The sequence below is a fragment of the Mucilaginibacter sp. 22184 genome (assembly GCF_052045695.1).
Classification (GTDB): domain Bacteria; phylum Bacteroidota; class Bacteroidia; order Sphingobacteriales; family Sphingobacteriaceae; genus Mucilaginibacter.
Genome location: NZ_JBQEPI010000002.1, coordinates 362,203 through 379,168 on the forward strand (window position 1 = coordinate 362,203; position 16,966 = coordinate 379,168).

The following is a 16,966-nucleotide window of genomic DNA, read 5'->3' on the forward strand; positions in this document are numbered from 1 at the left end:
TTGGACAATAAATAAAAATAATTATTTTTATAAAATAGACCAGAATAGACCAGAATATTTGATTAAATATGCGTATAATTATTTCTTTAGCACGCCGGACATTTGCTCCTGCAGTGATACTTGGCACCATTTCTTTTTCAGCTGCTACGGCCCAGGATAATGGTGTAACTTTTTCCTCCTCGGATAAAAAAGTAGAGCAGGCCTTTGTATGGGCCAAAAACATGGCTTTGCACTATAAAGGTCATGTGAATGATCCTGTAGGGCCATGGTACGAATCGGCACTACCTCCCCGCGACGCGTTTTGTATGCGCGATGTATCGCACCAAAGTATCGGCGCCGAGATATTGGGTTTAAAAGAGCAAAACCGAAATATGTTCACCTTGTTCGCAAGCAATATATCGGCGTCAAAAAACTGGTGTTCCTACTGGGAGATCAATAAAGCGGGGAAACCTGCTCCGGAGGATTACAGGAATGACCGCGAATTTTGGTATAACCTGCCCGCCAATTTTGACGTGTTATGTGCCAGCTGGCGACTTTATTTATGGACGGGCGACAAATATTATATCAACAACCCCGCGTTTGTACATTTCCAGGAAAAGACGGTAAACGATTATATAAATGCCTGGGTGCTGTCGGCCGACTCTATGTTAAACCGACCGGCCCATCCCAATGCCCCGGTGCCTTTTAATGAAAGCGACTCATTTCATCGCTGCCGAGGCTTACCTTCTTACTCAGAAGGAATTGCCAACTTAAAAACCGGTGCCGATCTGATCGCTGCCTTGTATAGGGGGTTACTCACCTACTCGGCCATATTAGCAGAAAAAGGCAAACCAAAAGAAGCAGCCTTATACAGCCTGAAAGCCGAGAAATACCGCCAACAACTGGAGGCCCATTGGTGGGACGAAAAAGATAAATTATACTATACTTATTACAGTAATGACAACCGTTTTGGAAAAGATGAAGGCGAAACCTTTTTGCTTTGGTTTGATGCACTGAAAGATCACAGCCGTGTAACTCAAACATTAGCCCACCTTAGTTCCAAAACATGGAACGTAGAGAATACTTCGTACTTACCGCTGATATTTTATAACAAAGGTTCATGGAACAAAGCAAGGGATTATATCCTGTACCTATCTGACGAAAGTACGGCAAGAAGGGAGTATCCGGAGGTTTCTTTTGGTGTGATAGAAGGCATTGTTCAGGGCTTAATGGGTATTGCGCCCGATGTACGCCAGCATAGCATCAGTACTATTTTTAAAACAACCGATAACGGTAACGCGGCAATCCGTAACCTGCCATTACTGAATACTTTAGTAGATGTGACTCATCTTGATACTCGTCAATCCTCATTAATCAACCGCGGGAAACAGCCGCTGAAATGGAAAGCTATGTTTTACGGCAGGTATCATCAGGCTTATGCTGGCGGTAAACCGTTAACCATCAAACAAGAAAAGGATTCGCAGGGGAAGGTCATATCCTTTGCAGAAGTGATGGTTAAACCTGGGAATCAGGTAAAAGTCAGCGTGAAATAATAAAAGCATCCATCGTACCATACAAAACATTTAATGAAATCTTACTTTCATAAACTCCTGCTCACCGCATCAGCATTTCTTGTGCAATGCTCCTTATCCTATGCCCAAAAATTAGCTTTACCTCAACAAGATGACAGATGGCGTTTACAAACAGATGGCAGCATCACCTGGAACATCAAAGACCGCCTGCCCCATGCCGATCATATAGAAATGTCTGGCGAGAAGGTATCCTTATGGGTTGCCTATAAGGTAGATGCATCCAAAATCAGCCATCTTACCCGTACAGTGGTTTTCCCTACTTTTCGTATGCTGCCTGATGATACCCGCAGCCATATCGCTTATACATTTGACGATAATGCCTTACCGAGGATGTATATAGACGGCAAACTATTGCGACCTGCTACATCGGAGGGGGATGTTAGTGTGTTTACCAAAAGCATTACTCAACAGGGCATTATGCGTATGGAGGAGCTGTTTGGCAATCCCAATTCGGTTAAAATAGAACGTGCACTTTTTCCATCCGTAGATAAACCGCTCGCTATAGAAAAGTATACATTCACCAACATCAGTAATAAAGCGGTAACGATATCTGTAGAGCATTTAAAACGAGAGGTAACTACCGATACCCTGAGAAGCAAAGGATCGCCTCATACGGTGATCATGCAGTCGGTAAATGACGGTAGCAGGGTATTGCAACCCGGGCAAGCATACACGTTTTCCGTTTGTTACCGTGCTACTGATCATCCCTCATCTCTCCCATCTGTTGACCCTCAATTGGAAGAAAAGGCACGTCAAAACCGGATAGCTGAAATTGAGGCGCCATTACAGTTACAAACACCAGACAGTATCCTGAATGCCATGTTTGCTTTTGCCAAGATCAGGGCTACGGAAAGCATTTTTAAAACAAAGGGCGGGTACATGCATGGGCCGGGGGGCTTATCCTATTATGCTGCCATCTGGGCCAATGACCAGGCCGAATATATCAATCCCTATTTTGCTATATCTGGCGACAGGCTAGGGAACCTTTCTGCCATGAATGCTTACCGGATGTTCGCTAAATATATGAATCCGGATTATAATGCCCTTCCAAGTTCCATCGTAGCCGAGGGTGATACGGTTTGGAAAGGCGCCGGTGATCGCGGAGATCAGGCCATGATAGCCTACGGCGCATCAAGATATGCGCTTACCTATGGCAGTGCCGATTCGGCGAAAGTGCTATGGCCGCTCATCTCCTGGTGCCTGGAGTATAGTCGCAGGCATATCAATGATCAGGGTGTTGTGGAATCAAAAAGTGATGAGTTGGAGGGCAGGTTCCCATCGGGTAAAGCCAACCTGTCTACCAATTGCTTGTATTATGACGCACTGGTATCGGCAGCATTGCTTAGCCGTCAATTACAATTGCCTCAACAACAAACCGAACAGTATACGCGGCAAGCAGCTCAGCTTAAAGTTAATATCGAAAAATATTTTGGTGCCGATATAGCCGGATTTCATACTTACAAATATTACGAAACCAACGATGTGCTGCGCGCCTGGATCTGCATACCGCTCACCATGGGTATATATGACCGGAGTAAAAGCACTATCGACGCGCTGTTTTCGCCCCAATTATGGAGGGCCGATGGTTTGGCTACGCAAGCCGGGCAAACTACCTTTTGGGATCGCTCTACCTTATACGCGCTTCGTGGCGTACTACAGGCCGGGGCAACAGAGCAAGCCATGACTTTTTTGCGCTACTATTCACGTCGCCGACTTTTAGGCGAACATGTGCCCTACCCTGTTGAAGCTTACCCTGAAGGCAACCAAAGGCATCTTTCGGCAGAGAGTGGTTTATATTGCCGCATATTTACTGAAGGATTGTTTGGCATCAGGCCCACGGGGTTCCGTTCCTTTACGCTAAGTACCCGATTGCCAAATGGTTGGAATTTTATGAACTTAAAAAATGTTAAAGCCTTTGGCCGTTCATTTGATATTGCAGTAACACGGCAGGGCGCCGGTGAAAGAGTAACAGTTACACCAACCGGAGGCAAAACCATCCAAAAAACATGGACAGGAAAAACTCCGTTAACATTTAAGCTGGACTAATTTCGTGCACATATGAATTGATCTTTAGCCGACGATTTTTATACAAAAAGTGGGTTTACACTTTTTTGACGTAAAAATTTATAATTAATTGATTATCAATAAAATAACTCAATATCAACCCCAAAAAGTGTAAACCCATGTAAACCCACTTTTTGTTAATTGAGCCAACCTGTCCAATCTAAGGCTGTATAAATAAAAAAGAGGCTGATCATGATTAATGATACAGCCTCTTTTGATTTCAAGTCCTGTTATTCCTATTTCGTATCGGTGTCTTTGGAATCTGGTTTTTCATTTAGAAAGACGTATATTTCTTTCTTCTCCGGTTTAATGACCATATTTTCTGCATTCAGTTTTTCATGCAGAAAAAGCAGTATCTCACTTTTTGCTTCACCTGATTTGGACATGTCGCTGATCCAAAAGAATGCCTTTACATCAAATCCATCATCATTTACTTTGATAAATAAGATCTGTGGCTCACGACTTTGATAAACGTATTTTGAAACCAATATCGCTTTTTTGATAGCTGATGAAACTACTTCCATATCGGTACTGCCGCCAACAGCGATATCCATTTCAATGCGTCGCTGGCTATTGGAGAGTGTCCAGTTTACAATCTTTTGCGAAAGTATATCACCATTGGGAATGATCACTTCTGCCCCTTCTGATGTTAATAGCGTACTGGAACGTAGCCCTATTTCTCTCACTTTTCCGGCACGGTCGCCTATTTCCACCACATCCCCTATTTGAAGCGGTCGGTCAAAGATCAGCACAATACCGGATACAAAATTATTGACGATATTCTGTAAGCCCAAGCCTATACCTACACCCAATGCGCCAATAACAATGGTTATCTTATCAACCGGTACACCCGAAGCAGCCACGGCCAGTAAATATCCCAGGCAAAGTAAAATAAGCTTGGTAACCAACAACCTGGAACGTTGCCCTTTGTCATTGATATCCTCCTCTGTATCCGTATCGCCTAAAAAATAGCCCACATAACGCTGCAGCAAGTGCGCAACCCAAATGATGAAGAAAAAGAGCAGTATTCCACCGATAGTAAAGGAAGCATTGCCTATACTACGGCTTGCTTTCAGAAAATCGGTCAGGCCACCTAATAACGAAGTATAGATATTCAAATTAGTGGTAAATACTATGAGCCACAAAACAACCACCAGGAAAAGAATAAGCCGGCGGAAGCTTTTTAGCACATGCTCATATTCAAAAGCACCTGTATGGCCTCTTTTAACCCGACTGGCTACAATCTGCAGCAATATAGCCTCTACACAGATCTGACTAAACACAGCCAGTCCTATGGCCTGCATAAAGGAAAATATAGCCGTATTGCCTAATATTTGTGCCAGCGAAACCCTTCCCCATATATTGAAGATGACGGCCAGCACATTCATCACATTATGCAGGATGATCACAAAACGTAAAAAACCTTTCAAATGCAGATGTTGCCGCATTTTTGAAAGAAAGAGCAAACCAAAAATGAAGGAAAACACGTTGAGTAATATCAACAGGAACCGTTGCCAGAATCCGGGATCGGACAGGTGGTGGGTAAACGAGAAACAGAGATAAAGTACCACCATCACTATCCAGTACCTGAATAATTCGCGGGGCCATTTTTTCCAGCAGATCACCGTAAGGATGATCATCAGGAAAAACTGCATAGACTCGATGTAGGTTGAAGGTGCATGGAGATCGAACAAGGGCGCAATGGTGAACATGACCACAAATGCCGAAACAATATACCCGGAAGGGAGATAGATAAAATTCATCTGACTAACACTTTCTACAGCATTCCTTTTTTTCAGTATGCGGATGTTACGATAGATCCACACAAAGAATAATGTGCCGATGAGCAATAGGAATAACCGCTTATTGCCGGTGTCTTTGAAATAATAATTCAGCGCTTTCTTTTCGCCCTGATAGGCTTTACCAAATGATGAACGGGCATTTGCAGTTAAGCTGATGGTATCCTTTTCCCACAGATAATTATATTCTTTACCAAAAATGCGGATCGAAGATGTCGTAAGCAGATTATTTACCTTATCCAGCAACTGCACCGTAGTGATCATACTTGACGAGGTATGCGTTTGCAAGCGATTTATGATCCCCAGGCTTTTTTTCAGCGTTCCGGTACTGCTCAGCCATACGCCACGCAGATCTTTTAACTGCGCCGCGAATTGCTTACGAATTACCGAATCACGGATCAACTGCCTCAATACCGTATCATTCCTCAAAACTTTCAAGCTACCCTTAAGAGCAGTTAGTTTATTATCGGTGCTATCCAGTATTGTTCGGTGTTCCTTAAGATCTGTTTGGATGTTCTGAATCAGGGTGCGGAATACCTGTAGGTTTCGCAGATTTAGTGCCCCGCTGTTATTAAGCACATTATCTTTCAGTACAAATAGTATAGAGTCGGCATCTTTCAATTTCATCGTGATGGTATTGATCTGCAGGCCCAATTCACCCTTGTTCTCTATATTATTGAGAACCATATACGTATTTTCGATGTGCTCCTGGTAATCGCTGCTGGTAAGCTTGGCAGAGTCGGCAAACAAACTTGACACACGGCCCCCTTTATTTTTACCGGGCGCATCCTGTGATTTTTTCACCGAATCGGGCTGTACTTTTTTTGATTTAAGGTGCGTATTATCCTGCGCAGCTGCCACCATGCAGGATAATAATAGCAAATAGGATAAAAGTACCCGGTGCTGCAAGTTCTTCATAAAGATGTTTTTACGTTAGTATCCGCTTAATGGCATTAATATACCATACAGTAAATGTAAAAACTTCTTTTTTTACCCGAAGAAATAAGTTACCCGTTGTTATATAAATATTACATCGTCATCGCTTTGAAAATTACTTTACCAACATTATCCGGTTTGCCTTTTGCTGCAGGTGTAATGGAGCCTTTTATTTTCCCGTTTACTTTTTGCACTGCGATTTTCCTGAAGCTATAGTTGCCTTTTTCATAATCAAAGGTTTCGCCGTCATCATCGTATAAAGAATAATTACCGGGTTTATCACCATAGTATCTTACTTCAATATCAACCTTCTGCCCCGATTTGGGGGCGTGCAGCATTACCGGCATCATGGGTATTACACCACCATCTTTAACATAAACCGGGATCTTATCCAAGCCAGGTTCAACATTGATCACTTCTCCATCCCCGGCATATTTCCCGGTATAGAAATCGTACCATTTGCCTTTGGGTAATATTACTTTTCTGCTGATTTGCCCGGCAAACATTGGGGCTACCAGTAAATACTCGCCAGCCATATACTGGTCTTTAACCTCCTTGGTCACGGCCTCTTCGTATGGATTTTCTTCCAGGCTTTGTTTTTTATTCTCTGCTTTAACATCAGTGGTAAAACCTTCTTCCAGGTACATGGCCCTGAAAGGCGGAATGCCCTCAAAATGATATTTGGCAAACGCACTGTACCAGTAAGGCATCATTTGCATACGCAGGTTAGCCATTATCTTTACCTGCTCGGCAACTTCAGGAAACGACCATGGTTTGGTGCCACTGGCCCAGGCATTGATCATGGCCATGGGCGAAAATACATTGGATTGGAACCTGCGCAACCACTCTTCGCCTGTTTTAGATGAGCGTACTTCCGGTGTCCATAAAACCCCGGCAAAGCCGCTATTCACTAAAGCAGTTATAAAGTCGCGGTGATCATAGTAATCGTTATAGATCACGTAAGGGAATGATGAACCGCCGCCATTTGAGGCACGAACCAATCCAAATGTGCGCTGGTTACGCTGGTGATAAATTTCGGCGGTGTAGCGCTGCATCATTAAGCCATAGGTTTGGCGCATTTGCTCGGCATCATGTCCCGAGGGGAAAACAGCCACATCGGGCCATAAATAATTATCTCCCCCATCAACCTCATCCATTTTATAGCCACTGATGCCGATATCTATCTTACCTTTTTCCAATTCGCCAAAAAATATCTTCCGTGCTTCGGGCATGCTGATATCGGGTACGATACCGTTCCAAACAGTGTGCGAACCGCTGTAAGGTAAAATATCTTTATAAACGGGAGCCGCGGGCGATACGTAGGGGTTTGTCCATAAATTGAGCCTGATATTCTTTTTCAGCATATCCTGCACCAGGGTTTTAGGATCGGGGAAGCGGGTTTTGTCCCACTCAAAAGTGCAAGGGTACGATTTACTTTGCCAGCCGGGTTCAAGACCAATAAAATCTAATGGATAACCTTTTTCTTCGAAAGCCTGTGCTTCGGCTGCAATACCATGGGCATCGGTTAAACGCTGCATTCGCTGGGTAAAGCCAAGCCCCCAGCGCGGTGGCAGGCAACCGCCGCCATTCAATAAATTATAGCGCCGTATAGCATCTAAAGTTGTCGGGCCAGCAAATACATATATCTCTACCCCTGCCGCTGGTATCAGCATTTCCACGCCGTCTGAGTAAGGGTGTGAGCTCCATGTTTTATCCAGATTCCTGTCTTTTACTTCAGGATCTATTTTACTATCTCTTCTTACAGCTGTACCGGCATACACATTGATATACCTGGCCGAATTGATAAATATGCCATACCCGTTAGATGATACATAAAAGGGCGTAGGCCCATGCGTACGACCATTATCCTTACCTGCATAATTATCTACATGCAGCGTAAGCACTTTACCACGTTGAAATACGGTTTGAAAGTTTAAGCCAAAGCCAAATATCTGCTCCTTTTTTTCCAAAGGGAAGCGAAGATAGGTTTTACCATCCTGAACACGGCCAGTGATTTCGCTCTGTGCCAACGGAAATATTGCCTTAGGCATTTGCTGCAAACCTGCATGATATGGCTGCGCTCCTGCCACTTTCAACAGGTTAAACTCTTCGGGCTTGCCGATGACGCCTTTCCATATTCCTGGCTCAACTTCTGTCCAGGTGATGGATTGTGCCTTAAGTATCTCTGTGGATATGAAAACCAGGCAAAACAGTAAAAAACGCTTCAAAATCTTCATCTTATTATTGAGGTATAATGGTGTAGCTTTTGCCTTTTTCGGTGGCAAAATCAATTACATAACCTTTATTAAAGCTGATATCCGCCAGCTTAGCGTCGTCAACTTTTTGGTATATTGGTTTAGTAGGTGGAATGTTCAATATATTTTTATTAGTACCAACAGCACGCTTGCTGCTTACTTCAATCACCTTTACGGGAACAGGTGTGCGTAACCGGCAATTTCCGCCAAGGTTTGATTTGAGTAATGCTTTAGTCAGTTTACCTTTTTTCCAGTTGATAGCTATTTCAAAATTGCCACGGGCTTTGATGCCTTTAATGCTGCCATCGGCCCAGGCATCCGGCAGTGCCGGCAAGAGTTCTATTTCGCCGTTCTGGCTTTGTAGCAGCATTTCGGTCATACCGGCCGTGCCGCCAAAGTTCCCATCGATCTGAAAAGGTGGATGTGCATCGAACAAATTAGGATAAGTACCTCCTCCGCTCATCTGTTCTTTCTTCTGCACCGGATCCATATAGTTAAATGCTGCGCCTAATATCTTGTAGGCGTGATTTCCATCGTGCATACGCGACCACCAGTTCACTTTCCAGGCCATTGACCAGCCTGTGCTTACATCTCCGCGGTATATCATAGATTGTTTGGCGGCAGCGGCCAGTTGTGGCGTATTAAATACCGAGATTTGCCGGCCGGGGAACAAGCTAAACAGGTGCGATATATGTCTGTGTGTATCCGCGGGGTCATCCCAGTCTTGGAACCATTCCTGTAATTGCCCGTGTTTTCCTATATGAAAAGGATATAACTTATCATAAGCGGCTTTTACCTGAGCTGCGAAAGCCTTATCAGTACCCAATATTTGTGCACTGCTGATACAATCCTGGAATAATTCACGAATGATAGACATATCCATAGTAGAGGCCATGCTTACCAAATACTCCTTACCATTAATTTTGATGGTATTTTCGGGAGATGTGGAAGGATTGGTTACCAGATAGCCTGTTTTGGGATCACTTACGAGCCAATGCAACATAAATTGCGCGGCACCTTTCATAATGGGATAAGCGGTTTTACTTAGAAAGGCCTTATCACCGGTAAAAAGATAGTGATCATAAAGGTGCAGGCTCATCCAGGCTCCACCCATTGGCCAGGCCGACCATTTCACCGAACTCTTGGGGTCATGATCATAACCACCCACAGTGGATGTTTTGGCCCATATATCGCTGTTGTGATGTTCAACCCAGCCTTCGTTGATGTCATAACTTTCCTTAGCGGTAATGGCCCCATTTACGGTAAGTTCTTTCAGAAAATCAAACAATGGCTGATGACATTCTGATAGATTGGTATTTTCGGCCAGCCAGTAATTCATCTCGGTATTAATGTTGGTGGTATAATTACTACCCCATGGTGGTGATACCTGATCGTTCCAGATGCCCTGTAGATTGGCTGGGGCGCTACCCGGTCTTGAGCTGGAAATCAGCAAATATCGGCCAAATTGATAATACAATGTTTGTAGTTGCTTATCAGGATTGGCTACCTTGAAATTTTTCAACCGCTCATCTGTTGGCTGTTTTATCATTACAGCGTCGACGCCTAAATTAAATTCAACCCGTTTAAACAAACGCTGATAATCGCTTACATGCCGTTGTTTCAATTGTTCATACGTTTTTTGAGATGCAGCAAGCAAACCAGCGTTGGCTTCAACAGCAGGATCCTTACCCTGCAGTCCGGACGATTTATTAAAGCCATTAAAACTGGTGGCTTCGGTTAGATAAATCAACACTTCATCAGCTGCGCTAACTTGTAAAGTATTATTCAAAGCCGTTATGCTCCCTCCGGTATTCCTGATTTTCAGGCCGATTTGAAAATTCATGCCTTCGCCTTTGGGTTCATCATAGATCACCTGCCGGGATTCGTAATCGCGATTAGCCACATAGCTCGGGGCCTTGCCATTTAATATCAGCTTACTGTTGCCCTCATTCGCTACCGTAAAATGCAGCTTGCTTTGCAGACCGGCTGTAAAATTGATCGCACCTTTTTTATCGGCAGTGATATAGATCATCATTACCTTATCCGGGTAACTAATAAACGTTTCGCGGGTATAATGAACTCCATTTGCTTCATATTTCACGCTTGCAACGGCATTATTCAAATCCAGATCTCGATAGTAATGCGTGCTATCCTTCAAGTTAAAATCCAGCAGCAGATCGCCCAGTGGCAGGTAACGGGCTGTATACGGGCCCTGCAAATGCTTTTTCCACAGGTCGGCGGCCTTTTCAAAGTCACCATCAAATACAGCTTTGCGTACCTGAGGCAAGTATTCAGGTCCCTGATGATTATTTCCTGGTTCCGGAAAACCCGACCATAAGTTATGATCGTTCAATTGGTAACGTTCATGAGTTACACCGCCAAAAACCATGGCCCCCGTTGTGGCATTGCCCAAAGGCAGCGCCTCTTCCCAGGCGGCTGCAGGTTTGTTATACCATAATTTTAAATACGCATCATTACTGCGTGTTTGGGCAGAAACCAGGCTTGCCCCCGCTATGCCCGCCAGGATCAGGCAGCTTTTAAGAAACTGAATTTTAGTAAACCCCATATTATTTGGTAGTTATTAATTTGTAAGCGATCACTTTTTTGCCCCAGAATGTAGGCACATACAGAATGTGTTTTACCTGATCATAAGCCAGATCGGCAGTATTTATCTTTTTATCCTGCATATCCAACAAGGCTTCAATTTTACCATCGGCAGTTACATAAAATATATGGCCCGACCAGCACGTGATCAAGAAATCACCATTACCAACAGCCTCCAGTCCATCGCCACCACAACTAAGTGTAGTAATAGATGTTAAATTCCCTTTATTGTCCGATTTTATAAATTTTTGCCCCCCGAGGATATAAAGATCAGGGCCTACAGCTTTAAGACCATTTACGCCCCCTATGTTTGTTAAAAAGGTGCTTACTTTTCCTTTTTCAATCCGGTGGATCTTTTTGGTTTTACTGTCGGATACATAAACTATTCCTTTATCATTAACTGTAATGTCATTTAAGGCTTTAGCGCTGTCGATAGCGATCTTGTTTTTTACCTTACCTGTGTTGATGTCGATAACTACTACTTCCGACAGATCGGCCACATACAGTACATTGCCAAACCTTCCCAATCCTTTCGGCGCGTTTAAACCCATAGTGAAATCCAGATCGATGATCTTGCCATCCAAACCAATTTTAGCCACACCGCCCTTACCATCCACTGCATTGGGGTTTCCGTCGATCTCGGATACGTACAGAATACCTTTTTTCAGATCGGGCAAAACAGATTCGGGCACCCTTACCACCGTATCGGTTTCCCAAAGCTTTTCCAGCTGGTGAGTTTGAGCAAACGTATGGTGTATAGTGATGGTAGCTACAACAACCATCATATATTTAAAAAATGGATTCATAGGTTTTAAATTATTGGTAGTTATAATTGAACAGCTTGTGTACCGCCATCATTTATTTTATATTTTATTACTTTACTCCCTTCTGTAACAGTAATTAGCAGTTTATCCTTGCTTTGTCTGGATATGGTAAGATCGAATATATGGCCGAAAGAATGTATATTATTTATTGTCATTTTATTCCATCCAATTGGCAATCTTGGAGTGCAATTAAAGGTAGTAAAGCCCGTTGGCCGCATGCCAAACAAACCCTCAGTGTAAATACGGCAATAGAGACCACTCTCGGCCGATAGGTGTCTTTGATTACCCTCGGGATATGCTTCTACCGGGTAAGGCACATGTTCGCCCAAGAGCCGCCTGCGTGAGTAATAACGGAGATAATCCATAGCCTTTTCGGTTTTGCCGGCCTGTAATACACCACGAAGCGCATATAAGGTCGACCGATCCCAGAAGGTTTCTTTACCGGCTTGAGTGGATAAACCATCGGCTGTCCATAATTTGGGCGAGAACAGGGCATTGATGGTTCCTTCGCTCCTGTCAAAAATGCCCATGGTAAGCGGCAGACAGATCCAGGCGCGCAGCACATCATTGGTTTCGTAATATTTATAAGTATCGAAACCGTCTATGTTCGCCCCAAAATATTTTTCGATATTGCCTTTAAGCTCGGCGGCTTGTTTCAGGTACTCGTCGGTTTGTGATTTGGGTTGATGCAATTGCTTGCCCAGATAGACCGCGGATATCAGCGCGTCATAATACAAACTGTTTGTCGACAGATTGGCTTTACCCGCCGGGAAGCGACCTTCCAGCTCATCATGATCGGAGTTAACCACCCCCTGATCATTCAGTTTCCTGTGGCTGTATTCCAGGCACCAGGTAATCAACGGCCATAGTTTTTTGGCAGAATCAGGCTGACCGCAAGCTAAAGCATAGCGCGAAGCTCCATAAGCGATCATGGCCTGATCGCCACGGTCACCAGCGCCTTTCCATACCGCGTCGCCCTCAGCTACTATAGAGCTGGGAATGGGTTTGTACTCAGGATTCATATATTTAGCAAATAAACGATAACAGTTCATGGCCGAAAGGTTACCGATGCTATCACCCGAAAACGCGAAGAAAGGACTAATATATTCGGCCTGATCATTGGCCCAGATAGCGGCATAATAAGCCAGCCCACCCGGACCGTGCAAATAACCTACCTTGGTTTTGTAAATACTCTCTGTTCCACGGATCTTGGCAAATGCGAATGCGGTATTCAATAAAGTATCCGGTGTTTGTAACTGCAAGGGCGTTAAAATGGTATTTATTCGTTTTTCACGAGCCTTCTCTTCTGCATCAGGATTAATTGTAATTGGCTGAGCGGGAAAATCTGTGGCCAGGTAATAAACCGAGAAGCTAGTATTTGCACCGGGCTGTACCATCCTGCTGCCATGATCGACCGTCCCCATGATCACTGTGTGCGGCCGTACCTTGCTCTTGGCGCTGTCGGTTCTTTCCTCACGTCGCATGTACTCCATAATAATATTCACCGGCTTATCGGTGATGTTGGTGAACACAAATTTTTCCACCACCATAGGTTTATCTACAGAAGGAAAAATACTGCGGTCAATTTTTACCAATGCCGGATTGCCCGAAGTGGCGGCTATACGCATAATGCCTTTATGACTGATGCTTTTGATATTATAGGTCAGATCGCCCGATTTTTTGCCTGTAGCCAGATCAGTTTTCAGTTGCCGGTTATTGATCAGAAAACGGGGTAACTCATTATCACCAAAGGTGTAATCAATATGAGTACGTGTACCATCGGGCAACATCCTGAATGTAGGAAATACTACCGTGCGGGAAATAGATGATCTACCTGCGCTGTCAATACCATACAACACCCAAACGGACACTTTTTCGCCCGACATTTCGATATGATCTGTATGCGGAAGACGATTATTGACCGTCCATTTAATACTGCCGTCTGCCTGGATAGCCCAGCGATCTGTTTGCATGGGTAAAACAGTTTGCTGGGCAGAAACTAAAGCAGGGAGCAGCAAGCTCAAGAAACCTAAAAGTATTTTGTATGTATTTACCTTCATATTAGGCACATTAATTATTTATTAATCGTGATCCGAAATAGCTGCATTAGCTTTCACATCAGCAGACAGTTCCACTTTTTTTGATATCCCGGATAGTTTGTTTTCCAGAACATGTATATCGCGGCTTGCATTGCCTTCCACTCGTACAAATACATTAGCTGAACCGCTTCCAGTATTATTGTTTATACGAGCTCCGGCTACATTCTCCAATCTGATAATAGCTTGCGCACCGGTAGTTTCAGGAATCGTCCAGTTAATTATCTCAATGTTTTTACCATCATCGCCAATGAAAGCCGGGCGAAGGTCATTATGACTCAGCGTAAGCTTTACATTTCTAAGCTTTAAGCCATCCACATGCCTGGCCCAAATGCCATAAGCCGGTACCAGCGGGCCAAAGGTTTTTACTTCCGGATATGTATCAATTGCCTCAGGTACCACCTGCCGGGCATTTTCGGCAGTACCGTCGCCGGCCAGGTTGATCTCGATGTTTTCCAAAGTCAGATTTTTGATGGGATGATCAGGGATGCCTGTTATCAGGATACCGGACGGTGGCATGAGTTGCGCGTTATCGGCCGCTTTGGCCTTTACATTTCTGATGGTTACGTTTTCCAATGCCCCGATCGGTTGCTGTATGTCCTGATCCTTCCGGAACACGCTAAGCCTAGCACCTAAGCGAATGAGCATAGGCGTTTTTACCTCTACCATAGTAATATCACTGATATCGATATGATTGATCCGGGCTCCATCAACCGAAAGCAGTTTAATACCACCATTGGTAGTATCATAAATATAGCATTGCGATATTTTGATATTTTCAAACGCTGCCATGGATTCGGTGCCGATCTTGATAGCTCCCTGGCCACTTTTTAAGCGCAGGCCGGATATCACAATATTCCTGCAAGCCATTTTGCTTGATGTGGTTTTAAAACAAAGGGCATCATCACCACTATTTACGTCACAACCCTTAATGGTTACATCCTGACAGCCATCTATATCCATACCATCGTTATGTGCTACTCCCCTGCTCACAATCTTTACGTTTTTGATATTCACCTGTTTACATTGAAAGTAGTGCGATGTCCAGGCAGCTGAATAATTGAGCGTAACACCTGTTACCGAAACATGCTGACACCGCACCACCCGTAACAAAAACGGGCGTCGGCCCCAGCGTTGTGATTCCGGGCGGGTATCGGTTTGTATCTGCTGTGCTTTTAACTTTGATCCCTGTCCGTCAATAATACCTTCGCCCTCTATAGCTATGTTCTTTTTATCAACAGCAACCACCAATGCCCAGCCCACGCTTATGCCCAGGCCATCCACAAAAGGGTCAAGGTTTTTATAATCGTTAACATCCGTACTGCCGAGTATAATGGCCCCTTTTTTTAGTTGGAGTGTGATATTATCATTCAGCGCGATGGTACCGGTTAAAAATGTACCGGCCGGAACAATAACTTTACCACCACCGCTTTTATAACAGGCATCAATAGCTTTTTGAATAGCATCGGTATTAAGCGTGGTACCATTGCCCACCGCACCATAGGCCGTAATATCCACATCGGCAGCAAATGAATTTAAACTACTGATTACGATAGTGAGCATAACCAGCAGGAGCCTGATCGATCTGTACATATTTATTTTTTCCTTTCCACTTTAAGCATCTCAGTACCTGCCAGTAAAAATGCGCCAATTCCATGTGTGTCATTGAGCTCGGTTGGACGGGTATAATAAAACTTAATAGCCGTATCCATATTGGTACCTATGCAGACATCCTGTAATTGACCGTCAGCTGTAACTTTGGTTAACAAGCCCTTCCAGCCCTCACGTGCTATAGAAATATATTGATCATTGATCCAACCCTGATTCACAGCTCGGGCCACGGCATAGGTAAACATGGCTGTAACTGAAGTTTCCAGGTAAGAGTCGGGTTTATCCAGCAACTGGTGCCACAAACCGGTTTGATCCTGGTAGCGGGCGTAACCTACTATTTGTCTCAACAGTAATTTGATTAATTCGGCGCGTTTTGGATGATTAGCGGGCAGATTATTAATTAACTCGGTAGTCGCCATAGCTATCCAGCCATTGCTGCGGCCCCAATGGCCAACGCCGTTTGTTTGATCATCTGAGTAGTAGTTATGGAAGAAAAGACCTGTATTAGCATCGTACAGGTATTTGTTGAAATTTTCCACCTGTTTTATCGCGTCATCGAAATATTTAGTGTCGCCGGTTTGTTTGCCCATGCGTGCCAGAAAAGGGATGCTCATAAACATATCATCGGCCCAAAGGGTCATATTCCGTGGATTGGGGCGCGAAAGCGTGCCGTCGGGCAGACGCATTTGTTTGTTGAGAATATAATCTGCTGATCTGCTTAAATAAGCTTTGTAATCTTTTCTGTTTGCCAAGGCATCCACATCAAATAACCCAGCCGACATGGCTCCGCAAGCGTCCAAATTATTAATACTAAAAACTGCACCATACTCCACCTTGGGTGCCTTGGCTTTACGTAAAGTTTCAAAATAACCCAAATTATCAAAAATGAAGGCAAAGTTGCGTTGGGAGTAATCAACATATTTTTTATCACCCAACACATCTGACATTTGTACCATACCAATGGTCAACACGCCATTTACGTACATCCATTTGTTATACTTGCTGTCAGCTTTAACATCCGGTGACGAAGCCAGCCCTTTGGTAGAGTCGTATTTTTCTTTGGTATTGGTATTGATAAATTTAAAAGAGGTATTCTGGATCACATTATCTGCAACTTTTCTGATTATTTCTTCGGTATTGCCGCTTTGTCCAAATACATTGGTAGAGCAAAGTATCAGCAACAGATATAAAAATCGTTTCATATTT

9 protein-coding genes are annotated in these 16,966 nt (G+C 43.9%); 2 read left to right on the plus strand and 7 right to left on the minus strand.

Going from position 1 to position 16,966, the window contains the following annotated elements:
- The first annotated feature begins 68 nt into the window (after positions 1–68).
- Both ACTJKG_RS06575 and ACTJKG_RS06580 read left to right on the plus strand, forming a co-directional pair.
- A complete protein-coding gene (locus ACTJKG_RS06575) occupies positions 69–1,532 on the plus strand; it encodes a hypothetical protein (RefSeq protein ID WP_440738702.1) in 1,464 nt (487 codons plus the stop codon).
- 33 nt (positions 1,533–1,565) lie between these two features.
- Positions 1,566–3,617 carry a hypothetical protein gene (locus tag ACTJKG_RS06580; protein WP_440738703.1) on the plus strand — a complete coding sequence of 684 codons (2,052 nt, stop codon included), beginning with the start codon at positions 1,566–1,568 and terminating at the stop codon, positions 3,615–3,617.
- A 254-nt stretch (positions 3,618–3,871) separates the two neighbouring features.
- Here the strand turns inward: ACTJKG_RS06580 and ACTJKG_RS06585 are convergent, their stop codons facing one another.
- From ACTJKG_RS06585 to ACTJKG_RS06615, 7 genes are all read right to left on the minus strand, one after another.
- The gene (locus tag ACTJKG_RS06585; protein ID WP_440738704.1) at positions 3,872–6,352 is read right to left on the minus strand and encodes a mechanosensitive ion channel family protein; all 2,481 of its coding nucleotides are present in this window, start codon (positions 6,350–6,352) and stop codon (positions 3,872–3,874) included.
- A 110-nt stretch (positions 6,353–6,462) separates the two neighbouring features.
- Positions 6,463–8,607, minus strand: a complete 2,145-nt coding sequence (locus tag ACTJKG_RS06590) for a glycoside hydrolase family 31 protein (protein WP_440738705.1) — start codon at positions 8,605–8,607, stop codon at positions 6,463–6,465.
- 4 nt (positions 8,608–8,611) lie between these two features.
- Positions 8,612–11,191, minus strand: a complete 2,580-nt coding sequence (locus ACTJKG_RS06595; RefSeq protein ID WP_440738706.1) for a glycoside hydrolase family 95 protein — start codon at positions 11,189–11,191, stop codon at positions 8,612–8,614.
- Position 11,192: 1 nt separating this feature from the next.
- Positions 11,193–12,035: an ATP-binding protein gene (locus tag ACTJKG_RS06600; RefSeq protein WP_253952128.1), complete on the minus strand. Its 843-nt coding sequence runs from the start codon at positions 12,033–12,035 to the stop codon at positions 11,193–11,195.
- A 20-nt stretch (positions 12,036–12,055) separates the two neighbouring features.
- Positions 12,056–14,113, minus strand: coding sequence for a hypothetical protein (locus ACTJKG_RS06605; protein WP_440738707.1), 2,058 nt, complete (start codon positions 14,111–14,113; stop codon positions 12,056–12,058).
- Positions 14,114–14,134: 21 nt separating this feature from the next.
- On the minus strand, positions 14,135–15,742 hold the full coding sequence (locus tag ACTJKG_RS06610; protein WP_172333122.1) for a glycoside hydrolase family 28 protein: 1,608 nt from the start codon (positions 15,740–15,742) through the stop codon (positions 14,135–14,137).
- A gap of 2 nt (positions 15,743–15,744) precedes the next feature.
- Positions 15,745–16,962, minus strand: a complete 1,218-nt coding sequence (locus ACTJKG_RS06615; protein ID WP_440738708.1) for a glycoside hydrolase family 88/105 protein — start codon at positions 16,960–16,962, stop codon at positions 15,745–15,747.
- Positions 16,963–16,966 lie beyond the last annotated feature (4 nt).

What these genes read in the sequence shown, in the direction of transcription:
- ACTJKG_RS06575 (WP_440738702.1), top strand. Translation starts at nt 69, where the DNA reads ATGCGTATAATTATTTCTTTAGCACGCCGGACATTTGCTCCTGCAGTG.
- ACTJKG_RS06580 (WP_440738703.1), top strand. Translation starts at nt 1,566, where the DNA reads ATGAAATCTTACTTTCATAAACTCCTGCTCACCGCATCAGCATTTCTT.
- ACTJKG_RS06585 (WP_440738704.1), bottom strand. Translation starts at nt 6,352, where the DNA reads ATGAAGAACTTGCAGCACCGGGTACTTTTATCCTATTTGCTATTATTA.
- ACTJKG_RS06590 (WP_440738705.1), bottom strand. Translation starts at nt 8,607, where the DNA reads ATGAAGATTTTGAAGCGTTTTTTACTGTTTTGCCTGGTTTTCATATCC.
- ACTJKG_RS06595 (WP_440738706.1), bottom strand. Translation starts at nt 11,191, where the DNA reads ATGGGGTTTACTAAAATTCAGTTTCTTAAAAGCTGCCTGATCCTGGCG.
- ACTJKG_RS06600 (WP_253952128.1), bottom strand. Translation starts at nt 12,035, where the DNA reads ATGAATCCATTTTTTAAATATATGATGGTTGTTGTAGCTACCATCACT.
- ACTJKG_RS06605 (WP_440738707.1), bottom strand. Translation starts at nt 14,113, where the DNA reads ATGAAGGTAAATACATACAAAATACTTTTAGGTTTCTTGAGCTTGCTG.
- ACTJKG_RS06610 (WP_172333122.1), bottom strand. Translation starts at nt 15,742, where the DNA reads ATGTACAGATCGATCAGGCTCCTGCTGGTTATGCTCACTATCGTAATC.
- ACTJKG_RS06615 (WP_440738708.1), bottom strand. Translation starts at nt 16,962, where the DNA reads ATGAAACGATTTTTATATCTGTTGCTGATACTTTGCTCTACCAATGTA.